At 73.8% G+C, this 14,227-nt stretch carries 15 protein-coding genes; 6 read left to right on the top strand and 9 right to left on the bottom strand.

Annotated elements, in window-relative coordinates; translation table 11 throughout:
* Window positions 1-37: 37 nt before the first annotated feature.
* Window positions 38-1,606, bottom strand: a complete 1,569-nt coding sequence (locus GL259_RS30800; RefSeq protein ID WP_159536542.1) for an SDR family oxidoreductase — start codon at window positions 1,604-1,606, stop codon at window positions 38-40.
* A gap of 272 nt (window positions 1,607-1,878) precedes the next feature.
* On the opposite strand from GL259_RS30800, the gene GL259_RS30805 reads away from it, so the two are divergent.
* From GL259_RS30805 to GL259_RS30820, 4 genes are all read left to right on the top strand, one after another.
* Window positions 1,879-2,610 carry a hypothetical protein gene (locus GL259_RS30805; protein ID WP_347814630.1) on the top strand — a complete coding sequence of 244 codons (732 nt, stop codon included), beginning with the start codon at window positions 1,879-1,881 and terminating at the stop codon, window positions 2,608-2,610.
* Window positions 2,611-2,803: 193 nt separating this feature from the next.
* Complete coding sequence (locus GL259_RS30810) at window positions 2,804-3,409, top strand: sigma-70 family RNA polymerase sigma factor (RefSeq protein ID WP_159536544.1); 606 nt, start codon at window positions 2,804-2,806, stop codon at window positions 3,407-3,409.
* Window positions 3,410-3,714: 305 nt separating this feature from the next.
* Entirely contained in the window at window positions 3,715-4,347 is a 633-nt protein-coding gene (locus GL259_RS30815; RefSeq protein ID WP_159536545.1) for a ScbR family autoregulator-binding transcription factor, read from the top strand.
* A gap of 64 nt (window positions 4,348-4,411) precedes the next feature.
* Window positions 4,412-5,176 (top strand): SDR family oxidoreductase, encoded by a 765-nt coding sequence (locus GL259_RS30820; RefSeq protein WP_159536546.1) that lies wholly within the window; start codon window positions 4,412-4,414, stop codon window positions 5,174-5,176.
* An 81-nt stretch (window positions 5,177-5,257) separates the two neighbouring features.
* Here GL259_RS30820 and GL259_RS30825 read toward each other — a convergent pair whose 3' ends face one another.
* Entirely contained in the window at window positions 5,258-5,923 is a 666-nt protein-coding gene (locus tag GL259_RS30825; RefSeq protein WP_243762424.1) for a ScbR family autoregulator-binding transcription factor, read from the bottom strand.
* 260 nt (window positions 5,924-6,183) lie between these two features.
* Here GL259_RS30825 and GL259_RS30830 point away from each other — a divergent pair, with 260 nt between their 5' ends.
* Both GL259_RS30830 and GL259_RS30835 read left to right on the top strand, forming a co-directional pair.
* Window positions 6,184-7,101: a ScbA/BarX family gamma-butyrolactone biosynthesis protein gene (locus GL259_RS30830; RefSeq protein WP_243762425.1), complete on the top strand. Its 918-nt coding sequence runs from the start codon at window positions 6,184-6,186 to the stop codon at window positions 7,099-7,101.
* A gap of 7 nt (window positions 7,102-7,108) precedes the next feature.
* A complete protein-coding gene (locus tag GL259_RS30835; RefSeq protein WP_159536549.1) occupies window positions 7,109-8,089 on the top strand; it encodes an NAD(P)-dependent oxidoreductase in 981 nt (326 codons plus the stop codon).
* Between the two features lie 48 nt (window positions 8,090-8,137).
* On the opposite strand, the gene GL259_RS30840 is transcribed toward GL259_RS30835, so the two are convergent.
* The 7 genes from GL259_RS30840 to metK all read right to left on the bottom strand — a co-directional run bounded on the left by GL259_RS30840 (window position 8,138) and on the right by metK (window position 14,200).
* The gene (locus GL259_RS30840; protein WP_347814631.1) at window positions 8,138-8,995 is read right to left on the bottom strand and encodes a 2OG-Fe(II) oxygenase; all 858 of its coding nucleotides are present in this window, start codon (window positions 8,993-8,995) and stop codon (window positions 8,138-8,140) included.
* Entirely contained in the window at window positions 8,992-9,537 is a 546-nt protein-coding gene (locus GL259_RS30845) for a methylated-DNA--[protein]-cysteine S-methyltransferase (RefSeq protein ID WP_159536550.1), read from the bottom strand. The genes GL259_RS30840 and GL259_RS30845 overlap by 4 nt, the downstream gene beginning before the upstream one ends.
* Window positions 9,538-9,564: 27 nt before the next feature.
* On the bottom strand, window positions 9,565-10,353 hold the full coding sequence (locus tag GL259_RS30850) for an MGMT family protein (RefSeq protein ID WP_159536551.1): 789 nt from the start codon (window positions 10,351-10,353) through the stop codon (window positions 9,565-9,567).
* Window positions 10,350-10,940, bottom strand: a complete 591-nt coding sequence (locus tag GL259_RS30855; RefSeq protein ID WP_159536552.1) for an RNA polymerase sigma factor — start codon at window positions 10,938-10,940, stop codon at window positions 10,350-10,352. Before GL259_RS30855 ends, GL259_RS30850 begins: the two co-directional genes overlap by 4 nt.
* A gap of 56 nt (window positions 10,941-10,996) precedes the next feature.
* Complete coding sequence (locus GL259_RS30860) at window positions 10,997-11,773, bottom strand: AfsR/SARP family transcriptional regulator (RefSeq protein ID WP_159536553.1); 777 nt, start codon at window positions 11,771-11,773, stop codon at window positions 10,997-10,999.
* A 134-nt stretch (window positions 11,774-11,907) separates the two neighbouring features.
* Entirely contained in the window at window positions 11,908-12,888 is a 981-nt protein-coding gene (locus GL259_RS30865; RefSeq protein ID WP_159536554.1) for a PfkB family carbohydrate kinase, read from the bottom strand.
* Between the two features lie 88 nt (window positions 12,889-12,976).
* Entirely contained in the window at window positions 12,977-14,200 is a 1,224-nt protein-coding gene (metK, locus tag GL259_RS30870) for a methionine adenosyltransferase (protein WP_159536555.1), read from the bottom strand.
* Between the last annotated feature and the right edge of the window lie 27 nt (window positions 14,201-14,227).

Genomic DNA, 14,227 nt, shown 5'->3' on the forward strand with positions numbered 1-14,227 from the left:
TCGTGGCGGTGCCCGGCCGGGCGTCCGGCCGTGTGGGCTACCGCCGGGCCCCTCGCTCGCGACGGCGCCGGGCGCGGCCGGTGTGCGACGCGCTCCCGCGCGCGCTCATGCCCTTGGCGGCGGCCTGGGTGATGTTGCGGGCCATCCCGCCGAAGACGACGGCGTGGAACGGGGAGACGGACCACCAGTAGGCGTGGCCCGGCAGGCCGCGCGGGTGGAACAGGGCGCGCTGACGGTAACGGGTGCGGCCCTCGGCGTCCGTCTCGACCCACATCTCCAGCCACGCCAGGCCCGGCAGCCGCATCTCCGCCCGCAGCCGCAGCAGACGGCCCGGCTCGATCTCCTCCACCCGCCAGAAGTCCAGCGAGTCGCCGACCCGCAGACGCTCGGCGTCACGCCGCCCGCGGCGCAGGCCGACCCCGCCGACGAACCGGTCCAGCCAGCCGCGGACCGCCCAGGCCAGCGGGAAGGAGTACCAGCCGTTGTCGCCGCCGATGCCCTCGACCACCTTCCACAGCGCCTCCCGGGACGCGTCGACCGGCAGCTGCCGCTCGTCCTGGTACAGGCTGCCGCCGGTCCAGTCCGGGTCGGTGGGCAGCGGGTCGCTCGGCGCCCCCGGGACGGCGGCGGACGACCAGCGGGTGGCGACCTGCGCCTCCCGCACCCTGCGCAGCGCCAGGGCCAGCGCCTCGTCGAACGGCATCGGCCGGCCCGGGGGGTCGGGCACGTACCGGGCGATGTCGTGCTCGTGGCAGACGACCTCGTGGCGCAGCGACTCGGTCAGCGGGCGGGCGATGGAGGCGGGCACCGGGGTGACGAGGCCGACCCAGTGGCTCGAGAGGCCCGGGGTGAGGACCGGCACCGGCACGATGAGCCGCCGCCGCAGTCCGGCGACGGCGGCGTAGCGGCGCATCATCTCCCGGTAGGTCAGGACCTCCGGCCCGCCGATGTCGAACGCCCGGTCGACGTCGGCCGGCATGGCGGCCGAGCCGACGAGGTAGCGCAGCACGTCACCGACCCCGATGGGCTGCGTACGGGTGTGCACCCACCGGGGGGTGACCATCACCGGCAGCCGCTCGGTGAGGTAGCGCAGCATCTCGAACGAGGCGGATCCCGAGCCGATGACGACCGCGGCGCGCAGCACGGTGGCGGGCACGGGGGCGTCGAGGAAGATGCGCCCGACCTCGGCCCGGGAGCGCAGGTGGGGGGAGAGGGAGTGTTCGGGCACGTCCCTGGGGGTGAGCCCGCCGAGGTAGACGATCCGGCGCACGCCGGCGGCGTGCGCCTGTTCGGCGAAGGTCCGGGCCGCGCGGCGGTCGGTGTCCTCGAACCCGGATCCGGTCCCGAGGGCGTGCACCAGGTAGTACGCGACGTCGACGCCGCGCATGGCCGCGGCGACCGACTCGGCGTCCGTGACGTCCCCGCCCACCGTCTCGGCGTCCCCCGCCCAGGGGTGGTCGCGCAGTTTGCCCGGGGAGCGGGCCAGGCAGCGGACCCGGTGGCCGGCCTCCAGCAGTTCCGGCACCAGGCGACCGCCGATGTACCCGGACGCTCCGGTGACCAGGCAGTGCAGCCGCTCCGCGTTCCGCTGTCCGTCCGTGCCCACGATCGTCCCTCCACGCGTTCGCTCCGGCGTCGCCTTCGTGTCCTGCCGTCCGTGCCCCGCCGTTCGAGCATGGCCCCACGGGCGTGACCGTGCCCGTCGGCGCCCCCGGCGGGGAGCCGAACACCCGGCGTGAAATGTGATGCGCATCACAGTGGCCGGGGTGAGTCGGACGCCGGGACCATGTCCGTACCTTCCGGTGACGCGTGAGAGCTGGATGCGAGGATGAGGCCGCCATGACTGCTGGGTGGTGTTCTCGCACGTCACGGGCCGCGGTGTTCGCGGCCCTCTGCGTGCTGCTCGCCGCCCTGGGGCACGTCGTGATGTCGGGGACCCCGGTGCCCTGGTGGGCCCTGGCCGCCGGCGGGGGAGCGACGGCGGTCCCGGCGTGGCGGCTCGCCGGCCGGGAGCGCGGGCCGGTGCCGGTCGTCTGCGCCACGGTGGCCGCCCAGGCGGCCCTGCACGCGTCCTTCTCGTTCGCCCAGGCGCTCGTCCGCCCCCAGCGGTCCGCCGGCGGGTCCCTCGCCCGGCGGTGGCTGGGCCACCTGCTGTGCCGCCCGCCCGCCGGCGGCCACGGGACCGTCACGGCGTCCGCGCCGTCCTCGGGGCACGGCGCGGGCGCCGCGCACGTCCCGGGCCACGGCGCGGAGGTCGCGCACTCCTTGGCCGCCGACCACCTGGCGGCCATGGCGTCCCTGGGCGCGGCGGCCCCGACGGACCACGGCGCGGGAGGCATGTCCCCGGCCGGCATGCTCGCCGCCCACCTGCTGGCCGCGCTGCTGAGCGGCCTGTGGCTCGCGCACGGCGAACGCGCCGCCTTCCGCGTCCTGCGGGCCCTGGCCGCCTGGCTCGTCGCCCCCCTGCGCCCGCTGCCGTCCGCGCCCGTGGTGCCGGACCGCCGGCGCCTGCACCCGCGCCGGTCCCGTGCGGACCGGAAGCCGCGCGGGCTGCTGCTCACCCACTCCCTCACGTCCCGGGGTCCGCCCGCGGGGGTCGCTGTCGCCTGACGACAGCCGGCTTCCCGAGGCCACCGCGCGCCGACGAGCCGTCGGCCCCGCCTCGGGCACCGGCCGCGCACCGCCGTGCCCGGCCGCCCCCTCCCTCACCGGCACCGGCGTGCCGTGCCCGCGGCGCCGCGCCGCCACGTCGCACGCACCTGCCCGGACGGCCGGTTCACGGAACTCCCCGAAGGACACACAGGTGACCACTGCCGCCCTGCTCACCCCGCCGAAACGGCCGGGGGAGGAGTCGATAACCGCCTGGGCCCTCGCGGCCCGCGGCGGAGACGCCGAGGCCGTCGAACGCTTCGTGCGCGCCCTGCACCGGGACGTCCGCCACTACGTGACGTTCCTCGGCGCCGACCCGCAGAGCGCCGACGACCTCGCCCAGGACACCTTCATGCGGGCCCTGGGCAGTCTGCACCGTTTCGAGGGCCGTTCCTCGGCCCGCACCTGGCTGCTCGCGATCGCCCGGCGCACGGTGGCCGACAGCATCCGCCACGGCTCCTCCCGCCCCCGCCTGTCCGACGGGGAGGACTGGGAGACGGCCGCCGAACGCGCACAGCCGCGGGACCTGCCCGGTTTCGAGGAGGGCGTCGCCCTCCTCGAACTGCTGGACACGCTCCCCGCCGACCGGCGCGAGGCGTTCGTGCTGACCCAGATGCTGGGCCTCCCCTACGCGGAGGCCGCCGCCGTCAGCGACTGCCCGGTCGGCACGGTGCGCTCGCGCGTCGCCCGCGCCCGCACCTCGCTGACCCGGTGGCTGGACGAGGCGGAAGAGGCGCCCGCGACCACCGCGGTCGTCTGACGAACGGCACGGCGCCGCCCGCCCGGACGTCCTCCGGGCGGGCGGCGGACCCGTGCCCGGCGGCGTTCACCACGACGTTCCCCGTGAGACACCCTTCGACCACCGGCGGGGAAGCGGCGGCCACGAAAGATACTGGTCGACCGGTTTTTGTTGACATACCGTTCGACCGGTTTCTAATCTGGCGTCGCGAGCGGGGGAGCCGCGCCGACATGACCCGGCCGGGACCGCTGTCACAGGCCGCACGGGGTGTGCGGGCCGGCGCGTCCCGCCGGCCCGTTCCCGAAGGGGTGGGGGGGAGCACGACGATGGCGAAGCAGGAGCGTTCCGAACGCACGTTGGAGAAGTTGGTCGTCTCGGCAGCCGAGCAGTTCGCGCTCCGCGGCTTCGTCAAGGCGACGCTCGGCGATGTGAGCCGCGCGGCCGGTGTCACGAAGGGGGCGCTGTTCTTCCACTTCGCGACCAAGGACGATCTCGCGGCCGCCGTGCAGACGCGGGGCCAGGACATCCTGGAGACGATGATCGAGGACATGTCCGGCACCGAGCAGTCCTGTCTGCAGATCGTCGTGAACGCCACGCACGCGCTGAACCGGATGCTGCGTGAGGACCCCTTCGTCAGGGCCGGGGTGCGGATCACGCGGGAGCGGACGGCCGGGAGCCCGACCCCCATGGACTTCTACCCGCTGTGGCTGGGGCGGCTGTGGCAGGTGCTCGACGAGGCGCGCAAGAACGGCGAACTGGCCGCCGGCATCGCCGACGTGTCCGCACGCACCCTGGTCACCGCGGCGGTCTCCGGCGTCGAGATCCTGGCGTGGATGGGCGCGTCGGCCGATGAGGGCGACAAGTGGCTGGGACATCTGTGGGAATTGATGCTTCCGCTCATGGTGTCGCCGGACGGTCTCCGGCGCCTCAGGACCACGGCCCCCGCGGGCATGCCTTGAGCCGCGGGCGGGCGCCGCACGTTTCGATGACGGGAACCCGGCAGGTCTCGAGGGGGAGAGGGACATGGGCTCGTTGGCAGGGAAGATCGCGCTGGTCACGGGCGCGAGCAGGGGGATAGGGCGGGGCGTCGCACAGAAGCTGGCGCAGGAGGGCGCTCTGGTGGCGGTGCACTTCCGTGAGAACGAGAGCGCGGCCGGCGAAACCCTCGGGGCGATCCGCGACAGCGGCGGGCGGGCCTTCGGGATCCGCGCGGAACTGGGCGCGCCGGACGGAGTGGAGACGCTCTACGACCGGTTCGACGCCGGAGTGGCACGGCACGGCATGGACCCGGGCCTGGACGTACTCGTCAACAACGCGGGTGTCAGCGGGAGCGCCCGCATCGACGAGGTGACGCCCGAACTCTTCGACCGGATCTTCGGAGTGAACACCAAGTCCCTGGTGTTCCTGACGCAGCAGGCGCTGAAGCGCATGCGGGACGGGGGCCGCATCATCAACATCTCGTCGGCGGCGACCCGCATCGCCTACCCCGAGTCCCTCGTCTACTCCATGAGCAAGGGCGCGGTCGACACCTTCACTCTGGCGCTGGCCAAGGAGGTCGGGGCGCGCGCCATCACGGTGAACTCCGTCCGGCCCGGATTCGTCGAGACCGACATGAACGCGGGGAAGCGGCGCACCGGGGAAGCGGCGGCGGACCTGGCGTCATGGTCCGTCTTCAACCGGCTGGGACAACCGTCGGACGTGGCCGACATCGTGGCCTTCCTGGCCTCCGAGTCGTCGCGGTGGGTCACCGGCCAGTGCATCGACGCCTCGGGCGGATCCCGGCTGTGACGGCCCCGGGGGACCTGGCCGGTCGTGCCGTCCGGTGACGGCCCCGGGCGGGGGGCACCGCCGAACGGCACGACCGGTGCCTCAGCCGGTGGTCCCGTCGCCGTTGATCGCGGCCCACAGCCCCTCGGACCCCGCGGGTTCGAACCGGGCGAGGCGCCGGGCCGGGACGACCCCGGGCAGCAGCCACGTCCACATGTCCGCGACCCGGTCGTGGAGGTCCTCCCGGCCGGTGCGCACCTGCGAGGTGATCTGCACGCCCGCGAACGCCCCCACGATGTACGTCGCCAGATCGCCGATGTTCACCCCGGGCTTGACGTCCCCGGCGCCCTGGGCGTGCGTCAGCATGTCGCGGACGGAGTCGATCCACGTGTTGTAGGGGGTCGGGTCGGGTTCCGTGAACGAGCCGACCTCGATGACGAGCCGGATGCCGGCCCTCACCCGGACACTGGAGCGCAGACCGTGGGCCATTCGGTGCGTGAGGTCGATGGCCCGCTGCATGCCGGGGAGTTCGGCGTCGGCGTCGTAGGGCACCAGGTCGAACTGCGCCGTCATCAGCTCCTGGGCCAGGGCCTCCTTGGACTGGAAGTGGAAGTACAGGGCCCCCTTGGTGACACCGGAGTGGTTGGCGATGTCGGTCAGGCTGGTGCTGCCGAATCCCGCCGCGTCGAACGCGGTCGCCGCGCCGTCCAGGATCGCCTGCCGCGTCGCCTCCGCACGCTCCTGCCGAGTTCTGGTTCCCGTCGCCACAGTCGTTCTCCGTCCCGCCGGGGGCGCGGACGGCGGCCTTCCGCCCCTCCGGTGATCAGCACGATCCCTCATGCGCCCGATTCTGTTCTCTCCACCAAAAGAATACCAGTCGACTAGTATTCTCCCTCGGGGATCGCGGTGCGTCCCGGTGCTTTCCATCCCGTGTTTGTCCTGCTCAGAGCGCGTTCTTCAGTTCACTTCCATTCCAGGGAGTCAAGATGAGTGCACTTCTGCAAGCCGACCGTCCGCATTCTGAAGCAGTGCGGCAGCGTGGTCCCGGGCTGTTCGAGCAGACCGTCCCGCGCAGCCTCGTCCACCGGGTCGCGGTGTCCGAGGTGCTGCTGACCGGATGGCAGCCCGGTCACGGCGTGTACCACGTCGGTGCGCAGTGGTCCCGGGGGCACAGCTACTACGGCTCGGTCGACGGCCGCTGGCACGACCCGATGCTGTTCGCTGAAACGATTCGGCAGGCGTGCCTGCTGCTCGCCCACAAGGCCCTCGACGTTCCGATGGGGTTCAGCTTCCTCACCGAGTCCACCGCGTTCGAGGTCACCGAGGAGGGGATGCGCCTCTCCCGGCCGGCCCGCCCCGCCCACGTGGTCCTCGCCATGCGCCTCGGTGACGTCACACGCCGTGCCGGGACGGTCAGTTCCTACGCCTACGACGTCGTCGCCCATCGCGACGGCAAGCGGCTCGGCAGCGGCCGGCTGAGGGGCAAGTGCGCCTCGCCGGCGGTCTACCGGCGGCTGCGCGGCGACCGGGCCGAGGCCCGCCCGCCGCAGGCCACGGCCGAGCCGGTCGATCCCCGGCTCGTGGGCAGGGACTGCGCGTTCGACGTCGTGCTGGGCGCCTCCGTCGACGCCGGTGTCCATCCCCTGCGGATCAACGCCGAGCACCCGGTGCTCTTCGACCACCCGGTGGACCACGTCCCCGGCATGGTGCTCATGGAGGCGGCACGGCAGGCGGGCCTGCTGGCGCTGGGCGCCCCCCGGGGCCTGCTGGTCGCCTGCGAGGCGCGGTTCAGGCGCTACGTCGAGTTCCACACGCCCTGCCTCGTCTCCACGGACGAGCCGGAGCGCGGCGACGGGGGACGGCACACCCTCACCGTCCGTTTCCACCAGGACGGGAGCGAGGCCGGTGCCTGCCGGATCGGGATACTCACCGCGGCGGGGGAGTGAGCGGCCCATGGCCGCACCGGCCCCCTCCCCCGCGCCCGCGACGGGCACCGTCCTCGTGGCGGGAGGCACCGGCTTCATCGGCGGCGCCGTGGTGCGCGCACTGCGGTCCCGCACCGGGCCGTCCGGCGCTCCGGGCCTGCGGGTCCTCTCCTCCCGCGGTGCGCCGGCCGCTCCGCGCCCCGGCACGGTGCGGCACGTCGGCGCCGATCTCACCCGCCCCGAGTCGTTGCGCGGGGTGTGCGAGGACGTCACGACGCTGGTGCACGCCGTCTCCTACGTGGGACGCGATCCCGGCCGCTGCCGGGCGGTCAACCACTTCGGCACCCTGGCCCTGCTCGACGAGGCCCGGCGCGCCGGGGTCGAGCGCGTCGTCTACGTCAGCACCGCCTCCGTCTACGGGACCGGCCCCCACCGCGGAGCGGCCGAGGGCGAGATCGCACCACGCCCCGGGTCGCCGGCGAGCGAGTCCCGGCTGCGCGCCGAGCACGCCGTCCTCGACGCGGGCGGCATCGTGGTGCGGCCGCACCTGGTCTACGGGGAGGGCGACCGCTGGGTCGTCCCGACCGTCGCCCGGATGCTGAGGAGCGTCCCGGACTGGCCCGCGGAGGCGATGCCGCTCACCTCACTGATCTCCGTAGGGGACCTGGCGCGCTGCGTGGCGGCGCTGGTCCGCGGCCCCGGGACCGCGGAGGGTCCCGAGGTCTACCACGCGGCCGACCCGTGTCCGCTGCCGCTGAGCCGGCTGCTGCTCGCCCTGCACCGCGTGCTCGGGCTGCCGCTGCCGCCGGGCGGCATCTCCCCGGCCGAACACCGCGCCCGCCTGGCGCGCGCCCTGCCCGCGCTCTCCGACCACCAGTACGCCCTGCTCACCCAGGACCACTGGTACGACGGCCGGAAGCTGTGGGAGCGGACCGGCGAGGAGCCCGGGCCCGAGTTCGAGCAGCAGCTCGCCGGATGCCGGGCCTGGTACGCGCGGCAGACGGGGTGAGCCGGCCGGCGCCGGGCGCGGACCGACCGCCCGGCGCCGGCCCCCGCGTCACGGGGCGTCGTGGAAGATCACGCCGAGGACGTGCCGCCGGCCCTCGTGCACCGCGCTCACCCCGTGGCGCAGCACGACGCGGCTCCACCCCCGCGCCGACGGGACCGGACGGCCGTGCACCGCGAAGATCAGGCCCTGCCCCTGGGCCGGCCGCTTCACGACCGGACGGGACTGGGCGCGTGGACGCTGCTCGACGAAGACGCTCTCACCGCCGGTGAAGTCGACGTCGGGGCGGTCCAGCATCACCGCCACCTGCAGCGGGAACGTCAGCTCCCCGTAGACGTCCTGGTGCAGACAGTTGTAGTCGCCCGCGCCGTACCGCAGCAGCAGAGGCGTGGGCCGCAGCTGCCCGGCGGCGGCGCACGCCGCCGCCAGCTCCTCGTGGGTCCCGGGGAACCGGGGCCCGTCCAGGCGCTCCGCCCACTGGTTGGCGATCCGGGCCAGTGGCGGGTACAGCCGCCTGCGCAGGGCGAGCACCACCGGGGGCAGGGGAGCGGCGAAATAGCGGTAGCGACCGCTGCCGAAGCGGTGGCGGCCCATGTCGACCGTGCTGCGGAACACGTCGTCCCGGTCGAACAGCGCGCGGACCTCCTCGCACGCGCGCGGCGACAGCAGCGGCGGGGTGACGGCGACGCCCTCGGCGTCCAGCGCCGCGGTCAGCGCGGACCAGTCCAGTGAGTCCACGGCGGGCAGGTCGATCGTGTCGTCGGTGCCGGCGTCGGGCGCACCGGGGGCGCGGCCCTCCTCGATGCCCGGCAGGTGGGGTGCTTCGTAGCTGGTCAGCGTGGGCTCCGCGGTCGTGGACGGGGACGGGCGCCGGAGGCGGGGGATGTGCTCCGACGCCCGCCGGTTCAAAGGGCGGCCGCCGTGGTGCGGCCGGATTCGAGATCGAGCAGGAACCGCTTGGCCGCGACGCCGCCGGCGTACCCGACCAGGCGGCCGCCCGAGCCGACGACACGGTGGCAGGGCAGCACCACGCACAGCGGGTTCGCGCCGAGCGCGGTGCCCACGGCGCGCGCGGCCCGCGGCCGGCCGAGGGCGGCGGCCAGCTCGGCGTAGGTGGCCGTCGACCCGTACGGGAGGAGCCCGTCCAGCCGCTCCACGGTCGTGCGGCTGAAGGGCGTGGCCAGGCGCAGGTCCAGCGGCACGGTGAACGCACGGCTGCGGCCGTCGAGATACGCGTCCAGCTGGCGCCCCGCCTCCTCGAGGATCCGCCGCTGCGCGGGGGTGGCGGCGTCGGCGCCCACGGCGGTGAGGCCACCGCGCGCGACCCGTGCCTGCGCCTGCTCGCGCTCGTCGAAGGCGCACAGCACCAGCGCGTCGTCGGTGGCCGCGAGGGTCAGCGGGCCCAGCGGGGTGCGGTGCGGGGCGAGTGCCGCGGTGGGCGGGGTTGGCATCAGGGGACCTCTCTGTGGTGCGCCGGGTCAGACGGTGACGGGCCGGCAGCTCTTGCAGGCGCGGTAACCCGCCTCGTGGGCGTCCCGCGCGGTGCGGAAGGGCACCCGGTGCCCGGGGGTGATGCGGCGGGCGTGGGCGCAGGTCGGATGGCAGTAGATGAGCGTGGTGTCGCTGCCGAGGAACACCGTGCCCGCCCGGGCCAGCTCCGCCACCCGTCGCGTGTCGATGTTCTCCGCCCGGCGCAGGGCCTCGCCCGTCTCCGGCAGGTACGCGGCGTCGCAGGGCGCCCCGCTGTCGTGGGTGACCCGGTGGCACGGGATCAGGACGGCGACGGGATTGGCCGCCAGCGCGCGCAGGACCCCCGGAGCCGTGGCGCCGGCCTCGCGGGCGACCCAGCCGATCGGCCGCAGCTGCCCGGCGGGGATGGTCCGTACGGCCTCCAGGACCGCGCGCTGTTCCCGCGGCACGCCGGACAGGTCGATCGGCAGCCGACGGGCCCGGCCGGTGCGCAGCGCGGGGACGAGCCCCGGCAGCGGCCTGCCTCCCGCGATCGCCGAGCGGCCGGTGCGCGCACGGTGCAGCTCCTCGAAACCCGTGCCGGTCAGACCCGCCGAGTCCAGGCAGGCGCCGGTCACGGCCTGCGGGCTCGCGGCCACGAACAGCCCGCCCGCGGCGGTGTCGAGGCGCACGTACGTGTCGTAGTGGTCCTCGGAGACGCCCGCGCGGCGCAGCACGCGCAGCGCGAAGTCCTCCGGTGCACCCGGTGCGAGATCCGGCAGACGCCGTGCGAGCGCGTCGCCGTCGCTTTCGTTCACATCGTCACCTCCTCCAGGGCCGTCGGCTCCGGTTCGAGTAGTCGCCGCAGGTGGCCGAGTCCACGGGACACCTGCGCCTTGGCCGTGCCGACGGCGCAGCCCTGCACCTCGGCCACCTCGGCGTAGCTCATCCCGATCACATGGTGGAGCACGACCGGTATGCGATGGCGCTCGGGTAAGGCCGACAACGCCGTGACCAGGCGTGCCCGGTCCTCCGCGGTCGCCGCGCGCTCCTCCGGACCGGGGGTGCGGTCCGGCCAGGCGTCCAGGGTCTCCTCCACGGGCGGCCCGGCGGTGACCGGACGCCGTGTACGCGTACGGACGTGATTGCGCCACACGTTCGAGGCGATGGTCATCAGCCACGCGCGTGGACGCAGTTCACGGCGCCGTGCGGCGGCGTACCCCTGCAGAGCGGTGTAGGCGCGCAGAAACGTGTCCTGGCCCAGGTCGTCCGCCTCGGTGAAGGAGCCGGAGACCCGGTACAGGAACGCGTGGACCGCCCCGGCGTGCACCCGGACCAGCTCGGTGAAGCCGGCCTCGAGGTCCACTGCCAGGAGATCGGTCAGCTGCTCGGCCTTGTCGTCCATCACTGAAACAAACACCGTCCCGGGGCAGGGGGTTGCAGACGGAGGGGAGGGAGCGGTCATCCGCAGGCGACCGGGGCGTCCAGCGCCGAGCTGCCGGCCAGGACCGCCTGGTACAGGCGCTGCGTGCGCGGGGCGGGCTCGATCCCCAGGGAGTCGCCGAGCGCCTGGCGCAGCGCGTGGAAGACGTCACCGGCGCGCTTCCGCTCGCCGGAGCGGTACAGCGCCACCATCAACTGGGCGTGCACGTTCTCGTGGGTCGGGTGGCGGGCGGTCAGATCACTCAGCTCGTCCACCAGCTCGCGATGCCTGCCGAGGGCCAGATCTGCCTCTATGCGCTGTTCCAGGACCCCTTGCCGGGTCTCCGTCAGCTCCGCCAGGTGCGGTGAGCTCAGGGGCCCCGTACGGACGTCGGACAGCGCGGGCCCGCGCCACTGCGCGAGGGCCAGGGTGAACAGTTCCGATGCCGCGCGGTGATCCCCGGCAGCGGTCGCCGCGCGGCCCCGCTCGGTCAGCTCGGTGAACCGGAAGCGGTCGTAGTCGGTCGTCTCGAGGGTGAGCTGGTACCCCTGGTTCCGCGTCACGAGCAGACGGCTGTGGTCGACGCGGGGGCCCCGCAGGGCCTGCCGTATGTGGAGCACGTAGGTCTGCAGGGTGGACATCGCGCTCCTGGGGGGAGCCGAGCCCCACAACTCGGTGATGCAGTCCCCGACCCGCACCATCTGGGGCGCGTTGAGCATCAGGAACGCGAGGAGCTGGCGTGGTTTCGGTGCGCTCGGTACGAGGCTCGTCTCAGCGTCCGACAGTAAGAGGGGGCCGAGAACACCTGAGTTCATGAAGAATTCCCATCTCAGTCATCAGGCAACACTTCTGAGCAGGCAACTCATTTCGCTCGAGAGTAAATAGGAATTATTTGCTCGTCAAGCTCGAGGATGATCGGAAATGAATTAAGTCGGCCGGCTGGTTCTTTTTACGGGGTATTCCCGGGAGGTAATTGGGCGGCTATTTGATCGGCGGCGTCCGGGCCGTAGGCGCAGCGGATGCGGACCGTCAGCCTCTCCCGCACGAGCGGGTAGGCCTGGGCGTCGGGCGACTCGAGCGCGGCCGCGGCCAGCGCGCATCCGAGCTGGGCCCCGCGCACGTCGTGCCACCCCCAGGCGGCGCCCGCCAGGAAACCCGCGCGGAACGCCTCGGAGGTTCCGGACGGATCGCCCTCCTGCGCCGCGTGCACCGCCTCGACGTGGGCGCCGGGACGCCCGCGCCGCGCGACGGTCACCCCGCGCGGTCCGCGCGTGACGATCCAGGTGCCGACCCGGCCGAGCAGTTCGGCCTCGCCCCACCCGGTGAGTTCCTGGAGCAGCGGCACGTCGAACTCGTCCGTGAACGCGTACCGGGCCCCGTCGACGAGCCTGCGGGCCTGGTGGCCGGTGAGGTGGGGCAGCCGGTCGCCCGGATCGGCCGCGAAGGGGATGCCGAGCCGCCTGCACTCCTCGGTGTGCCGCACCATGGCCTCGACGTCCCCCGCCGCGACCACCACGAGGCCGAGACCGCCGATGCGACGCGCGGCCGGCAGCAGGGTGATGTGCCGGGACTCCGTCTGGGCGCCGTCGTACGACAGCCTGAGCCGGCCGTCCTCGGCGTCCCTGATCTCCACCGTCCGCGCCGTGTCCAGTTCCTCGCTCACCCGGACGAGTTCGAGGTCCACGCCGTACGACAGCAGGGAGCGGCCGTAGTCGGCGAAGTCCCGGCCGACCGCCCCCGCGAGGAGCGGGCGCAGGGCGAGACGCCCCAGGCCCACGGCGATGTTGGCGCCCGCTCCGCCGCGGCGCACGCGCAGGGTCTCGGCACGCACCGCGGCGGCGCCGCGGCCTCCTGCCGTGCCGTCGGTGAGCCGACCCGCGACGGTCAGCACATGGTCGGTCGCGATGGCGCCGGTCACGGCTATACGCATGGATATCAACTCCCAGGGGGCACGGCCCGGAGGAGACGATGACGCGGCCCCGGACCACGAGGGGCCGGGGCCGCGTGCGGACGGACGGTTACCGCCTGGCGGCCCGGCGCAGCGCGTCGACGCGGTCGGTCCTCTCCCAGGTGAAGTCGGGGAGCTCGCGTCCGAAGTGGCCGTACGCGGCCGTCTGGGCGTAGATGGGGCGCAGCAGGTCCAGGTCGCGGATGATCGCGGCCGGGCGGAGGTCGAACACCTCCGTCACGGCCTTCTCGATGGCGGTCTGCGGGACGGTGGCGGTGCCGAAGGTCTCGATGAAGAGACCGACGGGCTCGGCCTTGCCGATGGCGTAGGCGACCTGGACCTCGCACCGGGTGGCCAGGCCCGCGGCGACGACGTTCTTGGCGACCCAGCGCATGGCGTAGGCGGCGGAGCGGTCGACCTTGGAGGGGTCCTTGCCGGAGAAGGCGCCGCCGCCGTGGCGGGCGTAGCCGCCGTAGGTGTCGATGATGATCTTGCGTCCGGTCAGGCCGGCGTCCCCCATCGGGCCGCCGATCTCGAAGCGGCCGGTGGGGTTGACCAGCAGGCGGTAGCCCTCGGTCTCCAGCTTGACGCCTTCCGCGGCCAGCTCGTCCAGGACGTGCTCGACGACGTGTTCGCGGAGGTCGGGGGTGAGCAGGGAGTCCAGATCGATGTCGCTCGCGTGCTGGGAGGAGACGACGACGGTGTCCAGCCGCCTCGGCCTGCTGCCCAGGTACTCGATGGTGACCTGGGTCTTGCCGTCGGGGCGCAGGTAGGGCACGGTCCCGTTCCGCCGCACCTCGGACAAGCGCCGCGAGAGGCGGTGGGCCAGGTGGATGGGCAGCGGCATGAGGCTGGGCGTCTCGTCGCAGGCGTAGCCGAACATCAGCCCCTGGTCGCCCGCGCCCTGCAGGGCCAGCTCGCTCTCCTCGTCCGCCGCGGAGGCGCCGTCGACCCGCTTCTCGTAAGCGGTGTCGACCCCCTGGGCGATGTCGGGGGACTGGGCGCCGAGGGAGACGGACACGCCGCAGGAGGCGCCGTCGAACCCCTTGGTGGAGGAGTCGTAGCCGATCTCCAGGACGGCCTCGCGGACGAGGGCGGGGATGTCGGCGTAGGCGGAGGTGGTGACCTCGCCGGCGACGTGGACCTGGCCGGTGGTGATCAGGGTCTCCACCGCGACGCGTGCCGCGGGGTCCTGGGCGAGGAGTGCGTCGAGGATCGTGTCGCTGATCCGGTCGGCGATCTTGTCGGGATGACCTTCGGTCACGGATTCCGAGGTGAAGAGCCGGGTGGACATGAGAGCTCCTGGAGTGCGGGACGACAG

Source organism: Streptomyces sp. Tu 3180 (assembly GCF_009852415.1).
Classification (GTDB): Bacteria; Actinomycetota; Actinomycetes; order Streptomycetales; family Streptomycetaceae; genus Streptomyces.

Coding starts and splice junctions, on each gene's coding strand:
- GL259_RS30860 (WP_159536553.1), bottom strand. CDS start 11,773: ATGAACTCAGGTGTTCTCGGCCCCCTCTTACTGTCGGACGCTGAGACG.
- GL259_RS30845 (WP_159536550.1), bottom strand. CDS start 9,537: ATGCCAACCCCGCCCACCGCGGCACTCGCCCCGCACCGCACCCCGCTG.
- metK (WP_159536555.1), bottom strand. CDS start 14,200: ATGTCCACCCGGCTCTTCACCTCGGAATCCGTGACCGAAGGTCATCCC.
- GL259_RS30855 (WP_159536552.1), bottom strand. CDS start 10,940: ATGGACGACAAGGCCGAGCAGCTGACCGATCTCCTGGCAGTGGACCTC.
- GL259_RS30835 (WP_159536549.1), top strand. CDS start 7,109: ATGGCCGCACCGGCCCCCTCCCCCGCGCCCGCGACGGGCACCGTCCTC.
- GL259_RS30865 (WP_159536554.1), bottom strand. CDS start 12,888: ATGCGTATAGCCGTGACCGGCGCCATCGCGACCGACCATGTGCTGACC.
- GL259_RS30815 (WP_159536545.1), top strand. CDS start 3,715: ATGGCGAAGCAGGAGCGTTCCGAACGCACGTTGGAGAAGTTGGTCGTC.
- GL259_RS30820 (WP_159536546.1), top strand. CDS start 4,412: ATGGGCTCGTTGGCAGGGAAGATCGCGCTGGTCACGGGCGCGAGCAGG.